The organism is Geoalkalibacter subterraneus (assembly GCF_000827125.1).
Classification (GTDB): domain Bacteria; phylum Desulfobacterota; class Desulfuromonadia; order Desulfuromonadales; family Geoalkalibacteraceae; genus Geoalkalibacter_A; species Geoalkalibacter_A subterraneus.
The window spans coordinates 2,990,473-3,016,472 of sequence record NZ_CP010311.1 but is presented as its reverse complement, the minus strand read 5'-3'; the positions used below and the strand labels follow the sequence as shown (position 1 = coordinate 3,016,472).

Genomic DNA, 26,000 nt, shown 5'->3' with positions numbered 1-26,000 from the left:
AATTGAAAACCTTGAAGTCAGAATTTTGAAAGGGGATTCCATATGGATTTCAACAAATTGACCAGTAAAACCCAGGAAGCGCTGCAGCAGGCGCAGAATAAGGCGCTCACTCATGGCCACATCGAAGTGGACGGCGAGCATCTGCTGGCGGCGCTTTTGGAGCAGGAAGGCGGGCTTGTTCCGCGCCTGTTGACTAAAATGGATGTGCCGGTTGCAAGCTTTGCCGCCGAACTGAAAAAGGAGCTTGAGCGCCGACCCAGCGTTTCAGGTCCGGGCGTTGAAGCCGGCAAGATCTATGTGACCCAGCGTTTCAACCGCATCCTGATCAAGGCCGAGGAAGAAGCCAAACGCCTCAAGGATGATTATGTCAGCGTCGAGCACATCGCGCTGGCTATGGTGGAAGAGGGGGGCTCCACCCCCGCGGGGAAGATCTTCAAGCAGTTCAATGTCACGCGTGATGGCCTTCTGCAGGCTTTGACCTCGATTCGCGGCCATCAGCGTGTCTCCAGCGCCGATCCCGAAGGAACCTATGAGGCGTTGCAGAAATACGGACGCGATCTGGTGGAAGAGGTCCAGAAGGGCAAACTCGATCCGGTCATCGGACGCGACGGAGAGATCCGCCGGGTGATCCGCATTCTGTCCCGCAAGACCAAGAACAACCCGGTGCTGATCGGCGAACCCGGCGTCGGCAAGACCGCCATCGTCGAAGGACTTGCTCAGCGCATCGTGCGTGGAGACGTCCCTGAAGGACTCAAGGAGAAGACCATCTTTGCCCTCGATATGGGTTCTCTGGTCGCCGGCGCAAAATATCGCGGCGAGTTCGAAGAGCGCCTCAAGGCGGTTCTCAATGAAATCCGCGAGAGTGAAGGGCGTATCCTGCTTTTCATCGACGAGCTGCATACCATCGTCGGCGCCGGCAAGGCCGAAGGCTCCATGGACGCGGGCAACATGCTCAAACCCATGCTGGCGCGAGGCGAGCTACACTGCATCGGGGCTACCACTCTCGATGAATATCGCAAATACATTGAAAAAGATGCGGCTCTCGAGAGGCGTTTCCAGCCGGTAGTGGTCGACCAGCCGACGGTGGAGGACACGGTTTCCATTCTGCGCGGGCTCAAGGATCGTTTCGAGGTTCATCACGGCGTTGCCATTCATGATAATGCCTTGGTTGCGGCTTCGTCCCTGAGTCACCGCTATATTTCCGATCGCTTCCTGCCGGACAAGGCCATCGACCTGGTCGACGAAGCCTGCGCTATGATCCGCACGGAAATTGATTCCATGCCCCAGGAACTTGACGAGGTCACGCGCCGCGTAATGCAGCTCGAGATCGAGGAGGCGGCCCTTAAAAAGGAGAAGGACCGCGCCAGCCAGGACCGGCTGGAAGCCCTGCGCAAGGAGCTGGCCGAACTCAAGCATCAGGCCGACACTCTGCGCGCCCAATGGGACGCGGAAAAGGAGGGGATCAAGAAGGTTCAATCCCTGCGGGAGCAGATCGAAAAGGTGCGTCAGGAGATCGAGGTTGCGGAGCGTGAATACAACCTCAATCGGGCTGCGGAACTCAAGCATGGGCGACTGCCCGAGCTGGAGAGGCAGCTGCATGAACAGGAAGCGGCCATCAGTGCCGATAAAGGAGGTCCCCGGCTACTGCGTGAAGAGGTCACGGAGGAGGAAATCGCCGAAATTATCTCCCGCTGGACCGGCATCCCCGTGACCCGCCTGGTGGAAGGAGAGCGCGAGAAGCTGTTGAAGCTCGATAAAGTTCTCCATCGCCGCGTCATCGGGCAGGATGAGGCGGTGCAACTGGTGGCTGATGCGGTCATTCGTGCGCGGGCCGGCATCAAAGATCCTCGCCGTCCTATCGGCTCCTTTATCTTTCTCGGTCCCACCGGGGTGGGCAAGACCGAACTGGCCCGTACCCTGGCAGAGGCACTGTTCGACAGCGAGGACAATATGGTGCGTATCGACATGTCCGAGTACATGGAGAAGCATACCGTCAGTCGCCTTGTCGGTGCACCGCCCGGCTATGTCGGCTACGAAGAGGGGGGGCAGCTCACCGAAGCGGTACGGCGCAAACCCTACAGCGTCATTCTCTTCGACGAGATCGAAAAGGCCCATAACGATGTATTCAACGTGCTGCTGCAGATTCTTGACGACGGCAGGGTCACCGACGCCCAGGGGCGTACGGTCGACTTTAAAAATACCGTGATCATCATGACCAGCAATATCGGCAGTCAGTACCTGCTGGAAGGCGTCGACGACCAGGGGCATATCAGGGATCAGTCCCGGGATCTGGTGATGAAAGAGCTGCGGGCGCATTTCCGCCCTGAATTTCTCAACCGGGTGGATGACGTGGTGCTCTTCTCGCCCCTGACCGTCGAGGAGATCAAGCAGATTGTCGATCTCCAGGTCGAGGATCTGCGCAAGCGGTTGGCGAGCCGTCACCTGCAACTGAATCTGACCGATGCCGCCCGGACCTTCATTGCCGAAACCGCCTATGATCCGGTTTACGGCGCCCGCCCTCTCAAGCGTTATCTTCAGCACGGTCTGGAGACGCGCATCGGCAGGGCCATTATCGGCGGAGATATTCGGGACGGCGCAGTTATTACGATCGACGCAGCCGACGGTCAGCTGAGGGTTGAGCACGAAAACCCGGAGGAGGACGCCCCCGAGGAAGCCTGATGTCAGGCCGGCACCAATCAAAGAGCCCCCTGTTTCGCCAGACTGCGAAGCAGGGGCTTTTTTTTGGAACAATGCAAATAATGTTTTGCATTTCAATTTAAACAGCAATATGATTAAATTTATTTTATATCGAGAGTCGTGCACGTTCAGGAGTTGTTGATATGAGTCGTCGCAAACGTTTTGGAGAAATTCTGGTTGAGGCTGGCGCCGTCAAAGAGGATCAGTTGGCGCAGGCGCTGGAGATGCAGAAAGGATCCCGCAAACGGTTGGGGCAGATTCTTGAAGAACTCGGCGTCGTATCGGAAAAAGACATCGCCGTTGTACTGGCGCGCCAGTTCGGATATAAGACGGTCAGCGGGCTGACCCGCCATTCATTTTCTGAAGATCTGCTGGCCCAGATCGATGGCGCTACGGCGCTGGAAAAGATGATTTTTCCCATTAAGCGCCAGGATAAAAATCTCTATCTCGCTATGGTCAACCCCCTGGATATGACGACCATCGACAACCTGACTTTCGGTTCGGGGCTCAAGATCATTCCCTGTGTGACCACGCCGTCGGAGATTCAGGCGGCAGTCGAAAAGTTTTATTTTTCCTCGGAAGAAGAAGACAGCTCGGACTGGTGGGTGATTCTGGTGGTCGAGGACCAGGAACTGGCCCGGGCGGCCACTGCCGCCGCGTTGCGCAAGCAGGGGTATACCGTCCTGCAGGCTGAAAACGGCGCCGAAGGTCTCAAGATGGCGCATCAGAATAAGCCTCATCTCATTATCAGCGACACGATCATGCCCCGCATGGACGGGTATGAAATGTTCCGGGCCCTCAAAAATCAATCGACCACTGCCCGAATTCCCGTGATGGCCATGTCCTCCAAATCCACGGCTGAAGAAGAAGCCCAACTGCTTGATATGGGCTACTTTGACTTTATCGCTAAGCCGGTCAACCCGGTGCGTCTGACGGCCCGGGTGCGCCGTGCCCTGAAAATGACTTACGGCGAGACGCCGCCTGCCCGTAGCTGATTCTTTCCAATATCCAATTCTGTGACTGCGTTTGTAAGTGCCCCCCGTAGTGAGGCCGAAACGTTGCGTTTTTTCTTGCCTGCTCCCAGTTTGGTGTGTAATATGACCAAAGAGGTCATTAATGGCCGGAAGGGAGGACACCATGAGAATTGATGTTCTATGCAAGCCCGAAGGCGGCAAGAAGTGCGAACGCGCTCTGGCCGTGGTTCGTGAAGCCCTGGACAATCTCGGCATGGAAGCCGAAGTACATCTGTTTCGTGACCGTCGCAAGATGATCGACAACCGGGTGTATGTGTCGCCTGCGTTGCTGGTGGATGATGTGCTGCGTGTTGCGGGACGCGTGCCGAGTGTCGATGAAGTCGAGCGCATTCTGCGTGAACGTCCCCGTTATCTCAAAAGAATGCAGAATGTAGCCTGAGCCTGAAAAAAATATTTGAAGTTTTCTGAACCGAGCCTCCCCGTTTATGCGGTGGAGGCTTTTTTTTGTGGGACGCCGCCGGGTTCGCTTCTGACCGGCGGCATGAATTCATGAAAATCCATCACGATGGCGGTACAGTCGTCTTCCGGCGGGTCGGGGGTTCCGAAGCGATTCATCTCCTCGAAAATGTGTTCCAGGAAGTCGAGGTAGTTCAGGTCGGTGTTCATCAGGATCTGACTCAGGCGCCGCAGGCCGAAGGGGGTCTTTTCACAGTTGACCGCCTCGGCGATGCCGTCGGTGTAGAGCAGCAGGCGATCGTTTTTCTCAAAATCGAAGGTGCGCAGCTCGATCTCCGGCTGGTCGAAAAAACCGATGGGCGGGCCGGTGGAGTTCAGGGTGAACAGATGTTCTCCGCGTTTTACCAGGGGAGGCAGATTGCCGCAGTTGATATACTGCATCTCCAGGTTTTTGGGGTGAATGCTTCCGAAGAAAAGGGTTGCGGAGAAAAAGTGGTCGTATTTCTGTGAGCGCTCGGCAAAAGATTGGAGAAAATGATTGGTTTCCAGCACCGTTTCCAGAGGTGAAAAATTATTGAGACTGCAGCGGTGCAGATAACCGTAGAGCAGGGACATGACCACCGATGCGTGTAGTCCGTGTCCGGTGACATCGCCCAGAATCACCGCCTGGCAGCCGTCTGGCATGGTCAGGAAATCAAAGAAGTCGCCCCCAAGGCCGCGCGCCATGCGGTTCTTGACCCCAAGGCAGCACCAGTCGCAGATCGGCGAGCTTTTAGGGAAAAGAAGTTGCTGGACATTGCGGGCCAGGGTGATTTCCAGGTTTCCGCCGCATTCACAGTTCATGCGTCCTCTGAGTGGAAGAAGTGACTTTCATCCCCCTAATTGTAAGAACAAGTTGTGAAATGTCCACTGGGGGAGAAAAATTCTTCGGGCCGGAGAAGGGTCTCGTCAGAATTGCTTCAATGTCCGGTCCAGAAGATGGCGCGGTTCGACCCGGCCCATGGCATGCAGGATGCTGCCGCGCAGGTGAGGATTTTCCGCGGCCAATTCGTTGACCAGTTCTTTCATCCGCTGGCGCTTGAGGTCCCCCTGTCCCGCCATGGGGCAGGAGCAGTCCACCACCGGCAGCTCATAGCGTTGGGAAAAGGACGAAATATCACTTTCCTCAACATAGACCATCGGGCGGATGACCGTGTGACGGCCATTGTCGGCGAGCAGCTTGGGGCTCATGGCGGCCAGGCGCCCGATGTAGAACTGATTGAGCAGCAGGGTTTCAATGAAATCATCGAGATGATGGCCCAGGGCGAGCTTGTTGCAATTGAGCCTGTCGGCCAGTGAATAGAGTGCTCCGCGTCTCAATCGGGCGCAGAAAGCACAGAAAGAGGTGCCGGGGCGCAACTTTTGCTCAATGATGCCGTGACAATCCGTCATTTCCACCTGCAGGTCCAGGTTGTGCTCCTGCAGGTGGCCCTTGATCACGTCGGATCGGAACCCGGGGAAGCCCGCATCGATGGTCACCGGAATCAACTCATAGCGAATGGGGGCCTTGCGGCGCAAGGCCTCCAGAGCGTGCAGCAGGGTGTAGGAATCCTTGCCCCCCGAAATGCCGATAGCGATGCGGTCGCCTTCTTCGATCAGATTGAAATCTCCAATGGCGCGTCCGGTCGAACGCTTGATGCGGCGAAAAAGAGGATCGTTGCTGAAAAACACTCTACGGCTCCTGGAGAAACGGCAATGAGACCGACACCCGGTATGTGGGGATCCGATCCTGGTCGTTGTCTGTGATGGCGGCAGTAATCAAAGAAGTAATTTTCGGGATCTGGCTGAAAATTGCAAGTTTTTTGGCCGACAGCTTTGCGGATAGGTGTTCTCATGGGAGTTCTGAGAATTTGACAATCCAGTACCGTCCGGGTTATCAACAGAGCAATTTTACTCATAGCGGGAGGCAAACATGATTCGTGCGGACCAGGGAGATACCATTAAGGTCAAATATACCGGGCGTCTTGATGACGGCACTGTTTTCGATGCGTCGCCGGAGGATCGGCCGCTTAAATTCATCGTCGGCCGCGGGGAAGTCATCCCCGGTTTCGAGGAAGCGGTGATCGGCATGTACCAGGGGGGCAGAAAGACCGCTTCAGTCAGTCCGGACAAAGCCTACGGCCCCCGTCGAGAGGATCTGATTGAGAAGGTCGAGCGCAGCATGCTGCCCGACGATGTGCCGCTGCAGGTCGGCCGCCAGCTTGAAGTGACCCCGGCTGAAGGGCCCAAATTCACGGTCATGGTCACAGGCGTGGACGATGAAACCGTGACTCTTGACGGCAATCACCCACTGGCGGGGCGCAACCTGACCTTCGAGATCGAACTGCTTGAAGTTAAAAAAGACCCCAAAGACAAGCCGGCTCCCCCCACCATGAACTGAAAGCTGTACCACACCGGGCAGTGGGGAGGATCACCCCACTGCCTCCTCCTCCTCATTCCTCGCGACACTCGCAGCATGATCGGCATGGACTTCAGGCAGGTTGAACAGGCGGCGAACGTCCTCAAGCGCCAGGTACAGCGCCGGGATCAGCAACAGGGTGATACCGGTAGCGAACAGGATGCCGAACCCCAGGCTGATGGCCATGGGGATCAGGAACTGGGCCTGCATGCTTTTCTCCAGAATCATCGGCGCCAGACCGAAAAAAGTGGTAAGCGAGGTGAGAAGGATCGGACGAAAACGCCGCGTGCCGCCGTCGACGACTGCCTGAAGCAGGTCGGTGCCTTCACGTCGATTGTTGTTGATCCGGTCGATCAGCAGCAGTGAGTCGTTGACCACGACTCCCGACAGGGCGACGATGCCGAACATGCTCAGGATGGTTAAATCAAAGCCCATGATCAGATGACCGAGAATGGCACCGACCACACCAAAAGGGATGGCCGCCATGATCAGCAGCGGTTGGCTGTAGCTGCGGAAGGCTACTGCCAGTAGGGCGTAGATGCCCATCAGCGCCAGCATGAATCCCGTTTTCATGCTTTCCACCGATTCACGCCGTTCTTTCTCCTCTCCCGCCAGGTCATAGGTCAGGCCCGGATAATCACTCTGCAGCCGCTGCATGGTAGTTGCACGCAAGTCGGCCAGGATTTCATTGGAATTGCCGATATTTTCATTCACATCGGCGCTGACGTTGAGCACCCGCTTGCGATCGGTGCGATGAATCTGGCTGTAACCTCTGCCCTGTTCGATGAAGGCGGCCTGGTTCAGCGGCATTTCGCCGCCGCCCGGAACGCGGATGCGCAGATCCTCAAGCCCCTGGAGGCTGCGGCGATCCTCCTCAGGGTAGCGCACCATGACCTTAACCTCATTGCGTCCGCGCTGCAGGCGCAGGGCTTCAGCGCCGTAAAAGGCCGCGCGGACCTGCCTCCCCAGATCCTCCTCGGCAATGCCGAGAGAGCGGGCCTCTGGCGTCAGGGTCAGCTTCAATTCCCGCTTGCCTTCGCTGTAGTTGTCGACGATGTCCGCCACTCCGGGATACGAGGACAGATCCTGCTTGAGCTTCTCCGCCGCCTCTTCCAGGACCTGCAGACTCTGATGCGCCAGCTGAATATCGATATTGGCACCGAGCATCACCAGGTTTGATTTGAAGGTCAGCTGCTCGATCCCTGGAATTTCTCCCACCGCATCACGCCAGCGATTGCCGATTTCAACGGCGCGAATGTCGCGTTTTTCACTGGGCTGCAGAAACATGGCGATATCCGACAGATGGGCACCGCTCGCACCCTCGGCCGGGTTGGGGCCGCCCTGGTCCATGGTGCCACCCACCACTGCGTAGATGCTGCGAAGAACTCCGGATTCTCCGGCATGCTCGCGGTCGATTTGTTCGACGGTTTCGAGCCCTTTTGACACGATCAGATCCTGAACCCGTGTCGTGTGCTCCACCGTTGTGCCTTCCGGCATTTCAAGATTGACCAGAATGACGTCCGAGTCGACGGTGGGCATGAACAGAAATTTTACAAAGCCGCCGCCGACCAGCCCCATACTTAGCATCAGAATGGCGAGGGCCGCAGCGAGGGTGATCTGACGACTTTTGAGGCAAAGAGTCAGAAACCTTTTGAATGGTCCATTAACAAAGCGGTCGAGCCTGTTGCCGAAAGCGCGCCGCCTTCGATCGATCCATCCGAAGATCCCTCTTTCGACGGGGCGCGGCCCGCCGAGGCCGAGGTGCGCCGGCAGAACGAAGAGGCATTCGACCAGCGAAATCAGCAGGATGGTGATGACCACCAGGGGGATCTCGTTGATGAATTTGCCCATCATGCCGGAGACGAAAACCAGCGGAAGAAAGGCGGTCACCGTGGTCAGAATAGAAAAAATGACGGGTTGGGCCACTTCCTGGGCACCGTCGATCGCCGCCCGCAGATAGGGTTTATCGCGTTTTCGATGATCGTAGATGTTTTCGCCCACCACAATCGCATCATCGACCACCACACCCAGCGCCATGATGAAGGCGAATAGAGAGATCATGTTGATGGAGAGGCCCATCGCCGGCATGAAAAGCATGGCACCGAGAAACGAGATGGGGATGCCCAGCATGGCCCACAATGCCAGCCTGATTTCGAGAAAGAGACCAAGAATCAGCGAAACCAGCACCAGCCCGATCATGGCGTTTTTGATCAGCAGGTTCATGCGGCTCTCAAGCATCTCGGAGCTATCGTTCCAGGTGGCGAGATGCACGGAGGGTGGCATTTGAGACTGTTTCTCCTCCACGAACGTCTTGACCGTCTCGGAGATCTCCGTCGGTTTCTGGTCGCCGACGCGGTAGACTTTGATCATGGCGGCGGGCTGCCCGTCGAAGTGGGCGAACTCGTCGGTTTCACGAAAGGTGTCCTTCACCTGGGCGATGTCTTCCAGCCGCACCAGGGTGCCGTCCGCATCGCTGAGGATCACAATATCGGCGTAACCGGGGCCGAAATATCTGCGCTCTTTGGTGCGCAGAAGAATTTCGCCCCCTTCGGTCTTGATAGAGCCGGCAGGCAGGTCGAGAGAGGCGCGGCGGATGCGCGCCGCCACTTCATCGAGAGTCAGATTGTAGCGACGCAGGTTTTCTTCTGGAATCTCGATGGAGATTTCGTAGGGGCGCACACCGCCGAAACTGACCTGGGTGATGTCCTCGTACTCGAGCAGTTCGTCGCGCAGTTGTTCCGCACGCTCGCGCAGGCTGCGCTCGGACAGATCGCCGTAGATCACAAGCGAGATGACCTCGCGTCGGTTGAGAAGTTTGATGATGACCGGCTTTTCCGAATCCTCCGGGAAGGTGGTGATGCGATCGACCACGCTTTTGACGTCCTGAAGGAGAAGGTCGGGATTTTCGCCGCTGCTCAGTTCAGCACTGACCGTGCCCACCCCTTCGCTGGCGGTGGCGCGGATTTCGCGGATGCCGTCGAGTTCGGTGAGCACATCTTCAATCTGAAGAATGATGCCGTCCTCGATCTCTTCCGGGCCGGCGCCGGGGTAGGCGACGCTGACCTGAATGATGTCGAGGGAGACCTCCGGGAAAACTTCCTGCTTGATCGACCCCGCCAGGATCAGTCCGCCGATGATGAAGACCAGCATGAGAAGATTGGCCGCCACATGATTGACAGCCATCCAGCGAATGGCGTTTTTCATCGGCTTTCATCCCTTTGTCGCAGTTTCATCCCTGCGGCCGCGCCAGGCAGGGGCGTCAGGATAATCCGGTCGCCCTCTTCGATTTCTCCGCGCACATAAACAGTCTGTTCTTCGCGGTGAACCACCTCGACCGGACGGATCTCCAGAGTGCTTTGTTCTGACGCGATCCAGACGCTGTCATTGGAGCGCAGCGCCTTGCGGGGAAGAGGGACGACGTCGTCGAGGTGCTGGCCTTTTAAATGGACGGTTACGAACATGCCGGGCTCCAGGGATGGATTTTCCGCAGGCCAGGTCTGCTTGAGGTTGTAAGGGTCAGTGATATCCGCCACAACTCGTGCCATGCGTCCCTGGGGATCGACTTCCCCCAGCGAGCGTTCAATACGGCCGTTCCATTCAAAAGAGACATTTCCCATGCGCAGACGAACCAGGGCTTCCGAGCCGGCGCGTTCGGTACCGGGGCGGGGGATGTCCAGACGGGCGAGATCCTCAATGGGCAGGGGGACGATCACTTCGGCCCGGTCGGTCCCGGCGAACAGCACTGCTGTGCTGCCGGCATTGATATATTGCCCACGGTCTACTTCCTTGCGCGCGATGCGGCCGTTGAAAGGGGCATTGATGCGGGTTCTTTCCAGGTCGAGCAGAGCCTGGTCCAGCTGGGCCTGCGCCGAATTGACATCCGCACGGGCGCTTTCCAACTGCGGCTCATAGAGGACCAGCGGATCGGGATCGCCGTCCAGCCCGAGGCGTTCCCACTCCCGGCGGGCAATGCGCGCCTGCCCCTGCATCGTCCGCAGGTCAAGCTGTGCACGGGTAAGAGCGGCCTGCGCCCTCTGCACGGCGAGGCGATAATCAGCATTCTCGATGGCGAACAGTAAATCGCCCTCTTCAAACAGACCTCCCACCAGCAGGTCGGGCGAGGTCTTCACGATGCGGCCGCTGACCTGTGGGGCGAGGGCGGCCTCGTTTCTGGTCTGGACGGTGCCGGTGGCGATGATGGTCACGCGGTGTGTGCTGCGGCGTGCTTTCATTGTTTCGACTAATGCACCTGCCACCGCGGTTTGTTCGCGTTGAGGGGCTTCCCGGCTGCCGATCAGGGCAACCATGGCGAAGCCGCCGAGGGTGAGAATGATCAGCGGAAGCGCGATTTTCAGGAAAAAAGCTTTAAGGCGCATAGCGGGCGTCCATTTTTTGTAGTTCGTCATTGTTTTTCAGCCTGGCCAGGGTCTCCTGCGGCCATTGACCGCCAAGAGACCGGGCGAGCGTGATACGATCGCTCAGCAACTGGCGGCGAGCGCTCAAAAGTTCGCTCTGGGCGGTGAATTGAGCGGTCTGAGCAGTCAGCACCGGCAGATAATCGGACAGTCCGAACGTGTAGCGGTCGAGAGCGACCCTGAGCGAGGCTTCTGTAGCGTCCACCTGTTCCTGCAGGCGTGAGATGCGTCGCTCCGTGGTATGGTTGGCGCTCAAAGCGTCTTCCACTTCCTGAAACGCAATCAGGACAGAGTTGTGATAGCCTGCCAGCTGCTCGCGAAACCGGGCTTCATTGCGGGCGACTTCGGCCTTGCGGCGTCCCGCGTCGAATAGCGGCATGGCGGCGTTAAGGATCAGACTCCAGAAATCCCCCGTGATAATCCCGCTGCTGGTGGATGAGCGGGATCGGCCGTAATCGGCCAGCAGGTTCAGGGAAGGAAAACGGTCCGCCACCGCACTTGCCACATCCGCATCGGATGCCTCGACCCGGGCCAGGGCCGCACGGATGTCGGGGCGGCGGGTCAGCAGTTGGGACGGCAGCCCGGAGGGAAAGGATTCAGGCGCTGCCGGCAGGGAGACGATGCTGCCTGCGGGAAGATCGCCCGGGTAGCGGCCGAGCAGCACCGCCAGGGCATGACGCGCCTCGGCCAGGCCTTGTTCGTACTGGGGACGGCGTGCTTTTGCCGTGGCAAGATTCTGGCGAGACTGGTAGACATCGAGCGCAGGAACCAGCCCCTGGCGGTAGCGCTGCTCAACCCGCGACAGGGTTTCGGCAAAAGATTCAATGGTCTGGTCGGTCAATTCAAGCTGGGCCTTCTGCTCTGCGGCGAGGTAGTAAAAATCACCCACCCGGGCCGCCAGTGTCAGAAAGAAAGTTTTGACATCTTCCCGGGCGGCATCGCGCGATAGTTCTGCGCTGTGTACCTGGCTGCCCAGTTTCTGCCAGATATCGGGTTCAAAAGCGGCAGACAGCGACAGCATTGAGCTGTTGCCGGTATGGTCGCCAAGAATGCCTGGCATTTTCTCCCGCTTTGCCTGCCCCTGCAGGTCGAGAGAAGGCATCCGCGCGGCCTGGTTGATGTCGACAAGTGCCTCGGCCTGTTCCAGGCGCGCCATTGCCTGGGCCAGGTCGCGGTTGTGCTTGAAGGCCACCTCAATGAGTTGCGTGAGCTGCGGGTCATTGAAGGCCAGCCACCAGCGTTCTTCCAATTCCCCTTCGTGGAACTGGCTGAATGACGGTGGGAGTGGCGCGGGCGGGGTAACGGTCCGCATCTGGTGCGGAGAGCAGCCGACAAAGACCAGCAGAGCCGTCAGCGCTGAAAGAAAGCGGATGGTCATGGCTTATCCTCCCCGGACAGGGGAAAAACGGAAATTTGCGTTTCTGAACATCTCGCCTTAACGGGATGGAAAGAGTGTCTTCGCAAAGGAAAACCGGAGGCAGAATTTTGTTGAAAGGACATCAGATTGATTTAAACGAACCCGGCAACCTCCGGTCAAGTCAAAATTTATATGAGACAGACCAATATAAACTCTTTTCAATTGTTCCGCATGGGCCCAGAGGTCGAGGCGTTGAATTGACAAAAGAAGCCGGGCGGGGGATGCCGCCGGTGAATGGAGGCTGTTATCCGTTCCTGTGACCGATCCTCTGCGCCAGGGAAATCTTTGATGAGTAAAACCTCTTCCCAATCCTGCGCGGGCGATCCGCGCTTTGAGCGCCGCGTTGCTCGGTTTTCTCGGTGGGCGGCTGGCCGATCGCCGCGGCAGCGTGGCCATGGTCCATACGGGGCTGGGGCTGCTGGCGGCGGGATTTATCATTATGGCCGCCGTTGTCGGGCGCGGCCCGCGCCTGTTCTCCCTCGCACTGGTGATATGTTACACGGGCTTCAGCTTTATTCAATCCTCGCTCGCCAAAGCGGTTTCCACCACGCTGGCTCCGCCGCAACTCTGGTTACGGCGAGCCTTTTTTTCACTGGACCTTTCGTCATCAGGGCGGATCCGACCGGGACCGCTCAACCCATTGACCTTTTCGGCATCTGTTGTGCAAGCTTGAAAATTTAAGATCGCACGATAATGACTGGAGGTGGACCATGAAGACCGCTCTTGTGGTGGATGATGAGCCCCTGATTCGAAGACAGGTGGCCGAAACCCTTGATCAGTACGGTTTTGAACGGGTCGTTGAAGCCGGCAACGGTGAAGAAGCGGTGAACCTGGCCGTGGCGAACCGGCCGCTGCTGGTGGTCATGGATGTCTCCATGCCTGTGCTTGACGGCATCAGGGCTGCTGAAAAAATAGGCAGTCAGGCGCCGGCACCGATAGTTCTTCTGACAGGCACCGCCGATGCCGAAACAGTAGAGCGCGCACGCCTTGCGGGAGTGATGAGCTATCTGGTCAAGCCCTTTCGCGGCGAGCAGCTATTTCCTGCTGCCGACCTGGCGATCCACCATTTCATGGAAATCTCGTCCTTGCGACAGGAGGTCGAGTCGCTGCGCGAAACCCTGGAGATCCGCAAAAATATCGAAAAGGCCAAAGGTCTCCTGATCCAGAAGGGGATGAGTGAGTCCGAGGCGTATCGCAAAATGCAGAAAATGGCCATGGACAAGCGCAAATCCCTGCGGGAAGTGGCCGACGCCATCCTGATGGTTGGTTGAATCTATCCGTTCTCTGCGGTGCGGCTCATCATTTACTTTTCTGCGGTAATTGCCTTAATCTGGGCCGCATGCGCAATCATCACTCCAATTCCGCCATTTTTCTTTTCCTGCTGATTTCGGGTCTTGCCCATGGTTTGCTGCTTTGGCTCGGACTTGAGTTGAACCTCTTGTCCAGTCGGAAGCCGGCAGAACCCGTGAGGATTGAAGTGGTCGCGCAAGCGCCTTCTGCTCCGCCGGAATATCCGTTTGAGCCAACACCGGAGCCCAAGCCGGAGCCCATGCCGGAGCCCATGCCAGAGCCCAAGCCAGAGCCTAAGCCGGAGCCTAAGCCGGAGCCTAAGCCGGAGCCTAAGCCGGAGCCTTTGCCGGAGCCTTTGCCGGAGCCTTTGCCGGAGCCTTTGCCGGAGCCTTTGCCGGAGCCTTTGCCGGAGCCTTTGCCGGAGCCATCGGCATCCGTCTCGAATCAGGCTGCAGAAGAATCCGTACGGGAAGAGCTCCCCTTCCAGGCGGAGCAGATGCGGCAGGCCCGTCAGGACTATCTGCTGGGCCTGCGTAACCTGATCGCGCAGTATCGTCGCTATCCCCTCCCTGCGCGCCGGGCCGGACAGGAGGGGGTTGCGGTGGTGCGCTTTACCCTCGATCCTTCGGGAGAACTGCTCGAATGCGAGGTGCTTGCCGCCTCAGGCATGCCTCTGCTCGATCGCGCGGCCCTATCTACGGTCCGCAATGCCGCTCCTTTCCCGCCGCCGCCCCCCGAACTCGGCGAAAAGCCGCTGACCTGCGAAATCCCCATTGAGTTCTCCCTCAGCCGCTGACCCCTCACCCCTCACCCCTCACCCCTCACCCCTCACCCCTCACCCCTCACCCCTCACCCCTCACCCCTCACCCCTCACCCCTCACCCCTCACGAAAAAAACGCCCTCGTTTTTTTCCTTCTGGAGTATAATCGCCCATCCTGCGACATGGACGGCGCGCATTTCGCCACCATTACCTTATCGGATTCTTCATCCGACGGAGCCCTATGACAACTGATCATCATGTTTCTCTTAATCGCGCCGAATATGGCGAACGTTATCCGCTGCTGAAGTTTCCGACTCCGCAGCAGGCCGAAGAGGCTGAAGCACACCGCCGTGAGTTGCTGGCGGCCATCGGCACTCGCGCGAGCCTGGGATGCGGCGGCACCAAGATCGATGTCCGTCGCCTGTCGCCGGGCTGCGCCATCTGCGTTGCGGGGCGCTGGTCATGCCTGTTTATCAACGGCCGCTGCAACGCGCGCTGTTTTTACTGTCCGTCAAGCCAAGAGGATACCGGTGAGCCGACCACTAACGCGTTGACCTTCCGCAATGCGGCGGATTACGCCGAGTACATCGGCGCCTTTGGTTTTACCGGCGCGAGCTTCAGCGGCGGAGAACCTCTACTGACTCCTGAGCGGACCCTGGCCTACCTTGAGGCTGTTAAAAAAAGACACGGAGCCGGGGTGCATACCTGGCTCTACACCAACGGCACCCTGGTTGATGCAGAAATCATTGCCCGGCTTCGCGAGGCTGGTCTTGATGAGATCCGTTTCGATATCGGTGCTATCGGGTACTCTCTGGAGAAAGTGCGGTTGGCGGTCGGCCGGATTCCGACGGTCACCGTCGAGGTCCCTGCCGTGCCGGAAGAGCGACTTCTCATGAGGAAGAAACTGGTCGAAATGGCCGATTGCGGCGTGGATCATCTCAATCTTCATCAACTGCGCCTGACTCCTTACAATTTTCAATGCTTTCAGGGGCGCGGCTATACGTTTCTTCACGGCGAAAAAGTGACCGTGCTCGAATCGGAGCTGGCCGCTCTCGACCTGATCCGGGAATCTCTCGACCGGGGGATTGATCTGCCCGTTAATTACTGCAGTTTTGTCTACAAAAACCGCTATCAGCGCCAGGCGGCGCGCCTTCGCAATGCTGCTTTCGTCATCAAGGGATGGGAGGATCTGACCGAGGCTGGCTGCATCCGGACGCTGACGCTGCAGGGGGCTGCCCCCGCCGTGGCGCGCCAGCTTCAACGCCTGCGAGATGCCGGCGTTGACCCGCAGCGCTACAGCCTGAACCGCGCCGGTGATCGCCTGAGCCTGCCGGCGGAATTTCTTCCCCGTGAGGATACGCCAGGGCTGGGTATCAGCATCATCTATTCGGCCGCGCAGCAGCTTGAACGGGTGAGTTATCGCAATCCTTTTGTTGAAGTGCGCCTGGAAACGGGCACTAAAATTATCGTGGAACGACGTCCCTTATGCGCCGAAACTCTTCTGGGTGACGACCCCCGGGGCGATCGTATTATGACGTTGCTGGATCAGGCGCCCTGGGTCGATTTTGAAAAGGTCCCGGCCGGTCTGGCCCGATATGGATAATGAGAAGGTGTCGGAATTGGATTGAGGCGCTGCCTGGTTCATGTTAACTTCGGATAATCACAGGTATTTACGGAAAGGAACCTGTCGCTATGAGTTTTCGCCGTCTGATCAGCGATGAGCTTGAGCGCCTGCAGCCGCAGCATCCCCGAGGACTGACGGTCGTGATTACCGGTCATGGCAAAGGCAAGACCACGGCAGCTCTCGGGATGGCGCTCCGTGCCCTGGGGCATGGCCTGAAGGTGTGTATTGTGCAGTTCATGAAAGGGGACATGCACGCCGGCGAGTGGGATGCCGTTGCCAAACTTGATGATTCGGTGGAGCTTGTTGCCACCGGCCGCGGCTTTTTGGGCCTGCAGGGCAATACCAGCTCGCGGCAGCAGCATCGGGACAATGCCCAGCAGGCTCTGAACCTGGTACGTGACAGGATGGCCCGGGGCGACTGTGATCTGCTGATCCTTGACGAGATCAACAATGCCGTGCACCTCAAACTGGTCGATCTGGAACAGGTCGTTGAATTGATCCGCAACCGCCCAGCCGCCATGCACCTGGTGCTGACCGGCCGTGATGCCCGTCCGGAGGTCATTGAGGCGGCCGATACCGTCAGCGAAGTGCGCGAGATCAAGCACGCCTATCGCAAGGGGATCGAGCCGCAGCCGGGAATCGACTACTGATTTTTAAGGGGAGTGGGATCAGTCGCATGTCGATTCGCTGGAAATTTCTACTTGCTCTGGCCGCCGTCATTGTCGGTGTCAACCTGCTTCTTTACTTCAATGCCCGCCTGATTATTCTCGACAGTTATCTTGACCTTGAACAGGATAAGGCCCTACAGGACATGCAGCGCCTGCGCTCGGTGCTGCAGGACGACCTCTCTCATCTCGGGCTGATGACCCACAATATCGCGCATAGCGAGCAGGCTTACAGGTTTCTGAGCGGTCAGGAGAAAGGGGCTTTTCTTGATCGCTTCGCCGCCCCCAACCATCTGCATGTCGATACCCACCTCATTGCTTTCATCGATCAAGAAGGCCGTTTTAACCATGGACATTACATGGAACCCGGAGAGCGTGCGGGCGGCGCGCTGCCGACGGATATTGAACTTCGTTTGACGGAGATGCCTTTTTTATGGCGCCATAGCAGTCATGCCGAACGGTTTGAGGGAATCCTGCTTTTCCCCGGGGGGGCCATGCTGGTCTCCTCAAGCCCCATCGCTGCTCCCGATCGCCCCACCCAAGTCGTGGGGGCCCTGATCATGGGGAGCTACCTCGAGACGGGGCATGTCAATCTGCTCGGCGAAATAAGCCACCTCTCTCTGCAGGGACTGCCGGTGGATTCGACCGAGGGGCAATCAACAGAACCCGGTGCGCTGCTGCCCCTGGCCGGCAGTCCCCTCAGCCTTGAACTCGCCAATGAGGATACACTTCTGGGACGCATCCATCTCAGTGATGTGTTCGGCCGACCGGTGAAAATCCTGCAGGCCGAAATTCCGCGGGACATCTACCGTCAGGGACTTGCCACCATCAGGTACTTCATGCGCTGGAGCCTTGTGCTCAGCCTCGCTTTCGGCGTGCTGGTCTATATTGTTCAAGCCCGGCTTGCGCGCATGAGACAGCGGCGGGAGGAGAGCGAGAACCTTCTGCGCTTCCTGGTGGAGCAGGCGCCGGATGCATTTTTCCTGTTCGATCTCCAGCGTGGGTTTGTCGATGTGAACCGTTCTGCCTGTGAATCCCTGCACTATTCACGAGAGGAATTCATGGGACGAGGCTGGTCGATTCTCGGCCCCGAAATTGCCGCGCTTGACAAGCCCTGGCGGCAACTGGCGCCGGGGGAAGGGATGGTGACGCGGTCCCGATTGAAGCGTCGCGACGGCACTCTGCTGCCGGTTGAAATCAGTGTCTCGCGTTTTGAGGCGCATGGCCGTCGTTTGCTGTTGGCCCTGGCGCGCGATATCCGCGAGCGCCTGCAGAACGAACAGTCGCTGCGCGAGAGCGAACAGCGCTACCGCAAGCTGTCGCAGGAGTTTTCGGTTCTGCTCGACGCCATCGCCGATTCCATCGTTTTGTTCTCTCCTGCCATGAGGGTGGTCTGGGGCAACAGGGCCGCTTCACGGGTGGTGGGAATGACGGAGGATTCACTCCTCGGTCATTCATGCGCCGAAGTATTGCAGCATCGCACCGGGGAGTTGTGCAGGGGCTGCCCTGTCCGCAAGACCTTTCAGACCGGCCGGATGTGGGAGCGCATTGAGCACGACTTCCAGGGTCGGGTCTGGGAGGTGAGGACGTTTCCTCTTGCGGGGCACGACGACGGCGTGACGGGAGTCATCCGGTTGGCCGCCGATATTACGGAAAAAACACGCCTGCGCGAAGAAAACCTGCGGGCCGGGCGCCTGGCCGCTCTCGGCGAACTCTCCGCCGGGGTGGCCCACGAGATCAACAACCCCAACGGTCTCATTCTGATGAGCCTGCCGACGCTGCGTGAGGCCTTTGCCGATGTTCGAACTCTTCTCGATGCCTATCATGCAGAACAGGGTGATTTTGACCTGGCGGGAGTCTCTTACGGCACAATGCGCGAGGAAATTCCGCTTTTGCTGGAGGAAATGACCGACGGCGCCCGCCGTGTTAAAAGGATTGTGGAGGATCTGAAGAATTTTACCCGCCGCGAAGAGGTCGACGAGGATGAGCTTTTTGATCTTAATGACGCGGTGCAGCGTGCGTTGCGCCTGGTCGCCAATCCTCTGGAGAAGTGCAGTGCCGCGGCAACGGTGGAACTGACGGGTACCCCGCTGGTGGTGCGGGGCATCTCGGCGCGCATCGAGCAGGTGCTGGTCAACCTGATATTGAATGCCTGCCAGTCTTTGACCGGCTCCCGTCGGCGCCTCTGGATTCGCACCCGCTTGGATGTGGAAAATAACTGTGCCCTGGCCGAGGTCGAAGATGAAGGGCAGGGCATATCGCCCGAAGATCTGCCGCGCATTACCGATCCCTTTTTCACCACCCGCCGCCGCGAAGGCGGGACCGGTCTGGGGTTGTCGGTTTCTTCGCGAATTGTGCGTGAGCACCGGGGGAAACTTGAATTTTCATCGCGTCCGGGACAGGGGACCAGAGTCGTCCTGACGCTGCCGCTGGCCGGCGAGGAGGTTGATCTTGACAGCTGACACTCTTTTCCCCGCTTTGCCCGTGGTGCTGGTCGATGACGAGCGCGCCTGGCTGCGATCGCTGCGATTGGTTCTGGAACGCTCCGCCGGCATCAACAATATCATCTGCTGCAGCGACCCCCGGGAAGCTCTGGAGTCGCTGGCGAGGCGTCCGGCGGCTCTGATGCTGCTCGACCTGGTGATGCCGGCCATCTCCGGCGAGCAGGTTCTTGAAGAGGTGGTGCGTGATTATCCGGATATCCCGGTGATTGTGCTCACCGGCATGAACCGGGTGGAAGCCGCGGTGCGCTGCATCAAGCTGGGCGCCTTCGACTACCTGGTGAAGACCGCCGAAGAGGAGCGCCTGGTGACGGTGGTGCGCCATGCCTTGCGCATGGCGGAACTGCAACGGGAAAACACCGACATGCGTCGCCGGTTTCTGCATGATGAGGTCGCTCATCCCGAGGCTTTTGCCGACCTGATTACCGCAGACAAAAAGATGCGCTCGGTGTTCCAGTATCTCGAAGCGGTCGCGCCGTCCTCACAACCGGTATTGATCACAGGGGAAAGCGGGACGGGCAAGGAACTGGTCGCCCGCGGGCTGCACCGGTTGAGCCGTCCGCAGCAGCCCTGGGTCGCCGTCAATGTTGCGGGGCTGGATGACAACGTCTTCTCCGATACTCTGTTCGGTCACGAACGCGGCGCGTTCACCGGGGCGGACCGCGCCCGCGCAGGTCTGGTGGAAGAAGCGCGCGGCGGCATTCTTTTCCTCGATGAAATCGGTGATCTCAGCCCGCCCTCACAGGTCAAACTGCTGCGGCTGCTGCAGGAAGGGGAGTATTTTCCCCTGGGCAGTGACCGGCCCCGCCGGCTCAAGGCGCGGGTGGTGGTTTCGACTAACCGGGATCTGGAGCGCGCTCAGGCCCAGGGAGCATTTCGCAGGGATCTCTATTACCGCCTGCGTACGCATCATGTCCATCTCCCGCCGCTACGGGAACGTCCCGGGGATATCCCTTTGCTGCTGGAACATTTTCTCGCTGAAACCGCTCATGAACTCGACAAGCGCAAGCCTACCGCTCCCCCGGAACTTTCAGTCCTGCTTTCAAACTATGTCTTCCCCGGAAATGTCAGGGAACTCAGGGCGATGGTGTACGATGCGGTCAGCGTGCACCAGTCACGCAAGCTATCGATGGATATTTTCCGCCGCGCGATGGGGGAGTTCACGGGCTCCGGGGAAGATTTCACGGGCGGACGGAGTGCCGGACAGCTTGTCTTCCCCGAAATTTTGCCGACCTTGGATCAGGCAGTCTCCCAGCTGATCGATGAAGCTCTGGCACGTACCGGTGGGAATCAGACAATTGCTGCCGGGCTGCTGGGCATATCCCGACCGGCTCTGAACAAGCGCCTTTCCCGTCGCAGAACGAATGACGAATCGTTGTAAGAGTGCCGCAAAGGGTGCGACAAAAGTTAACATCGATCTTTTATGGCACACTTTCCTTCAAGGGTTTTAAATGATTGAAGAAATTACGCCTCTTCTTCGTCTCTCCACTTCACGTGTCACACCCTTTCGGTTTTTTCAAATCTCTCCTAATACTCTGAAATAAAACATAAAAGCCCATTTCCCCCCAGATGGAACGTCCCTTGCTCAAAGAAAAGACAGGTTTGGCGGCGAGATGTGCCGGCACATATCAAGGGGGGAAGACGTTTGAGCGATGCCAGGGTTCTGATGCTCGACTGGTGTACCGATGCCTGTCGGGAAACAGTTTTTCTGCTGCGGCTGCGGGGTTGTCAGGTGACGGTTGTGCGTGACGGCCATGAAATGCTCAATTGGTTTTTCAGTCAAATGAGCAGCGACATTCCGTTCGACGCCTTGGTGGTCAATCGCTTTCAGAGAATTGAAGAGGTCGAGGAGATTTTTGAAACGCTCAGAATGCGTGGAGTTCAAACGCCCGTGCTGCTGGTTGAGCGAGAAGATCTTCCTCGGAATTTCGATATCGAGCAATGGGGAGGCAGAACCTGCCATCCCCGCGATCTTGTGGGTTCACTGACCGGTTTTCTGCAGCTGGATCCTGTTCTGCAGTAATCCGGAATTTAACGATTCGGAAATAGAGGAAGGACGTAAATTAATGGAGTGCTTGATCTCTCAAGTCATGGACCTTGAACTTGAACCTGTCGCCCTGTTGTGGCAGGAGCAGAAACCTGATGGGGCTTATCAACTCGCTGAGGACAAGCTCGGCTGCATCATGGAACTGGTCACCCGCGCAGCGCACGGGGAGACGACGACCTGCGACCAGAAGACAGCGGGGTGTCTCAGCGCCGGTCTCGGGCTTGGCCTCGAATCGCGTTTGAAGAAATTTCCCGGTGGGCCGGAATGCTACTGCTACTACCTCTCGATCGGCAACAAGCGCTGGGAGCGCGGCCGGCAGGTGGGAGAGCTGGTACGCATGAGCCTGGGGGAGGAATACTTCTCCGATTTCATGGAAGGACGCCGCTATTTCCGCACGCCGGAACTGGCGCGGAAGTTTCTGGCGACTCTGCCGACTACTGAAATTCCCGGAAATTACGTCACCTTCATGCCATTGAAGAAGGTCGATCCCCGCGAGGGCGCGCCGCAATCGGTGATTTTTCTGGTCAACCCAAACCAACTGGCGGCGCTGACCACCCTGGTGGGCTACAGCCGCACCAGTTTCGACAACATCCTCTTTCCGCAGGCGTCCAGCTGTCAGGCGGTGGGGATTTTCCCATACCGCGAGGCCCTGGCCATCAAGCCGCGCGCCGTGGTGGGGCTCGCCGATATCCATGCCCGTTCCCAGGCCCAGTGCCTGCTCGGCAGCGACAAGATGAGCTTTACCATTCCCTTCTCCATGCTACCTGAGCTGGAGCAGAACGTCTGGGGGAGTTTTCTTGAAGGGCAGACCTGGAAAGATCTGTCCAGCAGCGACAACAAGGAGAGCATCTCTCACGTCATCTAGAATCAGTTCATTTCACGCGCGTCCTCTTCCCTTCCGACTTTCGGGAGAGAATGGACCTTCCATGCAGTTGCCCGGGGCAGTCGTCCCGGGCTTTTTTTATGGATGAGAGTCGGCAGAATCAAATATCTGTTTTGATGTTGAAAAAAGAATTAGTTTTTGCTAAGGTTTCTGAGGTTTAAGAGTTTATTTCTTCGGTTCTGAGCAATTTTACAAACGGGTTTCTAACCTGTCCAACAAGGTGACTCTGTCGAATGACTCCTGATTTGCAGAAAAAATTTGCCGAGACTTGCCATGGCGACCGTTTCCAACGCGTCCTGCCCGCGTTGCTGACGCGCATGGGCGACGGGGTTTTTCTGGTCGGCGAAGGGGGCGCTCTGCTCGACTTCAATGCCCAGGCCTGCAAGATGCTGGGGTATGCCGGCAGGGAGCTTGCGAATCTGAAGTGGTCCGATCTGCTGGCCTATCCCTGCGACCCCGGCGGTTGTCTGGTACTTCAGGGCAGCCTCGAGGCGAAGCCTCCTGTTCACGAGTGTGTCATGCGGCGTTGTGACGGCCAGATGATTCCCGTGGAGATCAACGCGGGGCGCCTGGAAGATGAGTCGGAAGAATTACTTTTTTACCTGGTGCGTGATATCTCCGCGCGAAAAGATGCTGAAAATCGCCTGCGCCGCAGTGAACAGCGCTTCCGCTCCTTTTTCAAGAATGCTGCAGCCGGTATGGCGATTCTCAACCCTATTGGAGATTTTCTCGAGGCTAATGACGCTTTCTGCGCCTTTATCGGTTACGAACCCCATGAACTGAAGCAGATGAATGTTGAGCAGATAACGGCTGACGCTAACCTGGAGGAAACCCGCCGTTATTACCAACAGGTTCGTGAAGAGCGAACCCTCTGTTTCAATTACGAAAAAGAGTATCGTCGCAAGGACGGCTCGCATGTTTGCGGGCGGGTGACAGTCGCCTGGGTTCATGATGATTCGGGACGCGCTCAATATGGCATCGGGCTGGTGCAGGATACTACCGATCAGCGTGCCGCCCAGAAAGACATTGAGCGCCTCGTCAATTTCGATCCATTGACGGGATTGCCGAACCGCAGGCATTTTCAGGACGCACTGCTTCAGGACCTGGCTCGCTTCGAAGACAGCGGTGCCGCGCTGGGGGTTTTGTTTCTTGACCTCGACCATTTCAAACGAGTTAACGATACCATGGGGCACGGCGCAGGCGATCAGTTGCTGCGGCTTGCCGGCAGCCGCCTGGTAGAGTTGACCGGCCCCTCCGACCTTGTGGCTCGCTTGGGCGGGGATGAGTTTGCCGTGGTGTTGCGGGAGATCAATGCGATCGAGGATGTGGCCGTCATTGCGGAGAAGGTGCGCCAGGGATTTGAAACACCCTTCATCTGTGATGGAGAGGAATGCCTGATCAGCGTCAGCGTAGGGATTGCCGTGGTTCCCGATGATGGCCAGGACGTCGAGGCGCTGCTCAAAAATGCCGAAATCGCCATGTACGATGCCAAGGAGTCCGGACGAAATCTGCATCGCTTTTATTCCAGCGATATTCACGCTCGGGCCGCATACAGGCAGCTTCTCGACGGGCATCTCGCCCAAGCCTTGGAGAAGGAGGAATTTACTCTTCACTATCAGCCGCAATTCAATCTGGGCACAGGGAAGCTGGTCGGAATGGAGGCCTTGCTGCGCTGGAGCAACCCGGTTCTGGGGCCGATTGCCCCTGATCGGTTTATTTGTCTGGCGGAAGAAAGCGGTCTGATTTTAAAAATCGGGGAATGGGTGTTGCGTACCGCCTGCCGCCAGGCGCGTCTGTGGCGGGAGCAGGGCTTCACCGGACTGCGAATGGCTGTCAACGTATCCGGAAGACAGTTTCAAGAAGTGCATTTTGCACAGAGGGTCGCACGGGTTCTTGAAGAGTGCGGACTCGAACCTAACGCCCTGGAAATCGAACTGACGGAAAGCTGCATCATGGACAATCCGGACCGGGTGCGCCGCATCCTGCTGCAACTCAAGGAGATGGGAGTTCATCTGGCCGTGGATGATTTCGGCACAGGCTACTCCTCTTTGAGCTACCTGAAAGGCTTTCCCTTCAGCCGGGTCAAGATTGACCGCACTTTCGTACATGATGTCGATACGGACCCGGATGATGCCGTTATCACGCAGACCATTATCGCTATGGCCCATACTCTCGGTATGGAGGTGCTCGCCGAGGGCGCAGAGACCGAAGCTCATATTCGCCTGTTGCGCGAATACGGCTGCGATGAAGTGCAGGGGTTTCACTGCGGACGGCCACTTCCGGAAGCTGCCTTTACTGAACTGTTGCGGCAACAGTTGGATTCTTCCAGTTCTCCTGTCTGAGCGCCCCTTCTGCAGGTCCCTGTTGAGCAGTTGCCGATTTCTCTCAAAAAGTCGAGGTTGTGGCGAGTTTGACTGAAGTGGTGACAAAAGCCTTCAAATCGCTCGGTTGCTCCTGAACTCCTGTGATTAAGGCCCGACAGTGATGCGAACCAAAAAAGGTCACGGCAATGCGCCGTGACCTTTCGATTTATTGGTTGCGGGGGCAGGATTCGAACCTGCGACCTTCGGGTTATGAGCCCGACGAGCTACCGTACTGCTCCACCCCGCGACAGGAACCGGCACTATATATCGGCATGGATGGCATGTCAACAGCAGATTTGAGGAATCTTTCTCCAAAGGCAATCTTTTCTTCATCATTGTGCCTGCTGCCGGATAGTGGTAGAAAGCTGCTGGATAGATTTTTATCCGACGGAGGCGCTGTGAACGGACTCAAAATCAAAGTAGAAGCTGCTTTGCAGCAGCGTGATCGCGGCGCGCTGCTCATTGATACCCGAACACCGGAAGAGTTTGCTGAGGCCACCATCCCCGGCGCGGTCAATGTTCCTCTGTTCAGCAACGAGGAGCGCGCCAGGGTTGGGACGGTTTATCACCGCGAAGGGGCGGCGGCTGCGCGCCTGTTGTCGGTGGATCTGGTGGCGCCGCGTATTCCTGCGCTGGTGCGCGAGGTGATGGGGCTTTGCGGCGATGACAGGTCGTCGGTTATTGTTTTCTGCTGGCGCGGCGGCGAGCGCAGCCGGGCGGTGGCGACTTTTCTGCGGTTGGCCGGCATTTCCGCGCGTCAGCTGGAAGGGGGCCATAAGGCGTTTCGTGCCTACGTCCGGCAATACTTTGAGCGAGGGCAGTGGGGGAGATTGCTGGTCTTGCGCGGACTTACCGGCGTGGGGAAGACCCGCTTTCTTCTGAAACTGCGGGATCGCGGCCACCCCGTGATCGACCTGGAGGGGTTGGCCAATCACCGCGGCAGTGCGTTCGGGGCACTGGGGTGTGCGCCGCAGCCGAGCCAGAAGATGTTCGAAGCCTTGTTGTGGGACGAGTTGCGCCATGTCGGCCTTGAGGGGTACGCCCTGGCCGAGGGGGAAAGCCGCCACATCGGCAAATGCCGTCTTCCCGCCGAGGTTTATGCCTCTCTGCAGGAGGAAACATCCCTGTGGCTGCACGCTTCCGCCGAGGTGCGGGTCAAGCGCCTGCTGGAAGATTATCCTGCCGTCGAGCAGTGCCGGGATCAGTTTCGCGGACCCATTCAGGCTTTGCGCCGGAGACTTGGCGGAGAGCGGGTCGCGCGCCTGCTGGCGCTGCTTGATGAGGGTGACTGGGAAAATCTGGCCGGCGAGCTGATGCTCTATTATTACGACCCTCTTTACCGCCATACTCTGCCGCAGAGGCGCATTGAAATCGAGGTGGAGGATGAAGAGGCCGCACTCCCGGCGGTTGAAAAAGCCATTCAAACAGTGCTTGTGGAACCTCGCCGCACGGGGGCCTGATTCTGTCGCGC

Annotated in this window: 21 protein-coding genes and 1 tRNA gene; 15 read left to right on the top strand and 7 right to left on the bottom strand. The window is 58.1% G+C overall.

From position 1 onward, the window contains the following. The first annotated feature begins 42 nt into the window (after positions 1–42). From clpB to GSUB_RS14030, 3 genes are all read left to right on the top strand, one after another. Entirely contained in the window at positions 43–2,679 is a 2,637-nt protein-coding gene (gene clpB / locus GSUB_RS14040) for an ATP-dependent chaperone ClpB (RefSeq protein ID WP_040201359.1), read from the top strand. 161 nt (positions 2,680–2,840) lie between these two features. Next, entirely contained in the window at positions 2,841–3,692 is an 852-nt protein-coding gene (locus GSUB_RS14035) for a response regulator (protein WP_040201358.1), read from the top strand. 142 nt (positions 3,693–3,834) lie between these two features. Further along, positions 3,835–4,110, top strand: coding sequence for a thioredoxin family protein (locus tag GSUB_RS14030; RefSeq protein WP_040202605.1), 276 nt, complete (start codon positions 3,835–3,837; stop codon positions 4,108–4,110). Positions 4,111–4,154: 44 nt separating this feature from the next. On the opposite strand, the gene GSUB_RS14025 is transcribed toward GSUB_RS14030, so the two are convergent. Both GSUB_RS14025 and ttcA read right to left on the bottom strand, forming a co-directional pair. Then, positions 4,155–4,970 (bottom strand): PP2C family protein-serine/threonine phosphatase, encoded by an 816-nt coding sequence (locus GSUB_RS14025; RefSeq protein ID WP_052464952.1) that lies wholly within the window; start codon positions 4,968–4,970, stop codon positions 4,155–4,157. 105 nt (positions 4,971–5,075) lie between these two features. Next, positions 5,076–5,837, bottom strand: coding sequence for a tRNA 2-thiocytidine(32) synthetase TtcA (gene ttcA / locus GSUB_RS14020; RefSeq protein WP_040201357.1), 762 nt, complete (start codon positions 5,835–5,837; stop codon positions 5,076–5,078). Between the two features lie 241 nt (positions 5,838–6,078). Between ttcA and GSUB_RS14015 the strand changes: the two genes are divergently transcribed. Continuing rightward, positions 6,079–6,546 carry an FKBP-type peptidyl-prolyl cis-trans isomerase gene (locus GSUB_RS14015; protein WP_040201356.1) on the top strand — a complete coding sequence of 156 codons (468 nt, stop codon included), beginning with the start codon at positions 6,079–6,081 and terminating at the stop codon, positions 6,544–6,546. Between the two features lie 30 nt (positions 6,547–6,576). Here the strand turns inward: GSUB_RS14015 and GSUB_RS14010 are convergent, their stop codons facing one another. From GSUB_RS14010 to GSUB_RS14000, 3 genes are read right to left on the bottom strand one after another with little or no spacing between them, the layout of a single operon-like run. Continuing rightward, the gene (locus tag GSUB_RS14010) at positions 6,577–9,768 is read right to left on the bottom strand and encodes an efflux RND transporter permease subunit (RefSeq protein ID WP_052464951.1); all 3,192 of its coding nucleotides are present in this window, start codon (positions 9,766–9,768) and stop codon (positions 6,577–6,579) included. After that, a complete protein-coding gene (locus tag GSUB_RS14005; RefSeq protein ID WP_084212076.1) occupies positions 9,765–10,970 on the bottom strand; it encodes an efflux RND transporter periplasmic adaptor subunit in 1,206 nt (401 codons plus the stop codon). The genes GSUB_RS14010 and GSUB_RS14005 overlap by 4 nt, the downstream gene beginning before the upstream one ends. After that, complete coding sequence (locus GSUB_RS14000) at positions 10,930–12,357, bottom strand: efflux transporter outer membrane subunit (RefSeq protein ID WP_040201355.1); 1,428 nt, start codon at positions 12,355–12,357, stop codon at positions 10,930–10,932. Before GSUB_RS14000 ends, GSUB_RS14005 begins: the two co-directional genes overlap by 41 nt. A gap of 370 nt (positions 12,358–12,727) precedes the next feature. Between GSUB_RS14000 and GSUB_RS13995 the strand changes: the two genes are divergently transcribed. Then, a complete protein-coding gene (locus tag GSUB_RS13995) occupies positions 12,728–13,069 on the top strand; it encodes a hypothetical protein (protein WP_040201354.1) in 342 nt (113 codons plus the stop codon). Positions 13,070–13,106: 37 nt separating this feature from the next. Further along, complete coding sequence (locus tag GSUB_RS13990) at positions 13,107–13,667, top strand: ANTAR domain-containing response regulator (RefSeq protein ID WP_040201353.1); 561 nt, start codon at positions 13,107–13,109, stop codon at positions 13,665–13,667. 32 nt (positions 13,668–13,699) lie between these two features. Here the strand turns inward: GSUB_RS13990 and GSUB_RS19420 are convergent, their stop codons facing one another. Further along, positions 13,700–13,885: a hypothetical protein gene (locus tag GSUB_RS19420; RefSeq protein ID WP_052464949.1), complete on the bottom strand. Its 186-nt coding sequence runs from the start codon at positions 13,883–13,885 to the stop codon at positions 13,700–13,702. Between the two features lie 72 nt (positions 13,886–13,957). On the opposite strand from GSUB_RS19420, the gene GSUB_RS19150 reads away from it, so the two are divergent. The 8 genes from GSUB_RS19150 (at position 13,958) to GSUB_RS13950 (ending at position 24,508) form a co-directional block, all read left to right on the top strand. Then, a complete protein-coding gene (locus GSUB_RS19150) occupies positions 13,958–14,482 on the top strand; it encodes an energy transducer TonB (protein ID WP_158414096.1) in 525 nt (174 codons plus the stop codon). A 205-nt stretch (positions 14,483–14,687) separates the two neighbouring features. Continuing rightward, the gene (locus GSUB_RS13980; protein ID WP_040201352.1) at positions 14,688–16,049 is read left to right on the top strand and encodes a radical SAM protein; all 1,362 of its coding nucleotides are present in this window, start codon (positions 14,688–14,690) and stop codon (positions 16,047–16,049) included. A gap of 89 nt (positions 16,050–16,138) precedes the next feature. Next, positions 16,139–16,720 carry a cob(I)yrinic acid a,c-diamide adenosyltransferase gene (gene cobO / locus GSUB_RS13975; protein WP_052464947.1) on the top strand — a complete coding sequence of 194 codons (582 nt, stop codon included), beginning with the start codon at positions 16,139–16,141 and terminating at the stop codon, positions 16,718–16,720. A 26-nt stretch (positions 16,721–16,746) separates the two neighbouring features. After that, positions 16,747–19,197 carry a PAS domain S-box protein gene (locus GSUB_RS18170; RefSeq protein ID WP_052464946.1) on the top strand — a complete coding sequence of 817 codons (2,451 nt, stop codon included), beginning with the start codon at positions 16,747–16,749 and terminating at the stop codon, positions 19,195–19,197. After that, positions 19,187–20,617 (top strand): sigma-54-dependent transcriptional regulator, encoded by a 1,431-nt coding sequence (locus GSUB_RS13965; RefSeq protein WP_040201351.1) that lies wholly within the window; start codon positions 19,187–19,189, stop codon positions 20,615–20,617. Before GSUB_RS18170 ends, GSUB_RS13965 begins: the two co-directional genes overlap by 11 nt. A 264-nt stretch (positions 20,618–20,881) precedes the next feature. Beyond that, complete coding sequence (locus GSUB_RS13960) at positions 20,882–21,259, top strand: hypothetical protein (protein WP_040201350.1); 378 nt, start codon at positions 20,882–20,884, stop codon at positions 21,257–21,259. 43 nt (positions 21,260–21,302) lie between these two features. Then, positions 21,303–22,148, top strand: a complete 846-nt coding sequence (locus tag GSUB_RS13955; RefSeq protein ID WP_040201349.1) for a DUF169 domain-containing protein — start codon at positions 21,303–21,305, stop codon at positions 22,146–22,148. Between the two features lie 251 nt (positions 22,149–22,399). Next, positions 22,400–24,508, top strand: a complete 2,109-nt coding sequence (locus GSUB_RS13950) for a sensor domain-containing protein (RefSeq protein WP_052464945.1) — start codon at positions 22,400–22,402, stop codon at positions 24,506–24,508. A gap of 191 nt (positions 24,509–24,699) precedes the next feature. Here GSUB_RS13950 and GSUB_RS13945 read toward each other — a convergent pair. After that, a tRNA-Met gene (locus tag GSUB_RS13945) sits at positions 24,700–24,776 on the bottom strand. A gap of 151 nt (positions 24,777–24,927) precedes the next feature. Between GSUB_RS13945 and mnmH the strand changes: the two genes are divergently transcribed. Continuing rightward, complete coding sequence (gene mnmH / locus GSUB_RS13940) at positions 24,928–25,989, top strand: tRNA 2-selenouridine(34) synthase MnmH (RefSeq protein ID WP_052464944.1); 1,062 nt, start codon at positions 24,928–24,930, stop codon at positions 25,987–25,989. The last annotated feature ends 11 nt before the right edge of the window (positions 25,990–26,000 follow it).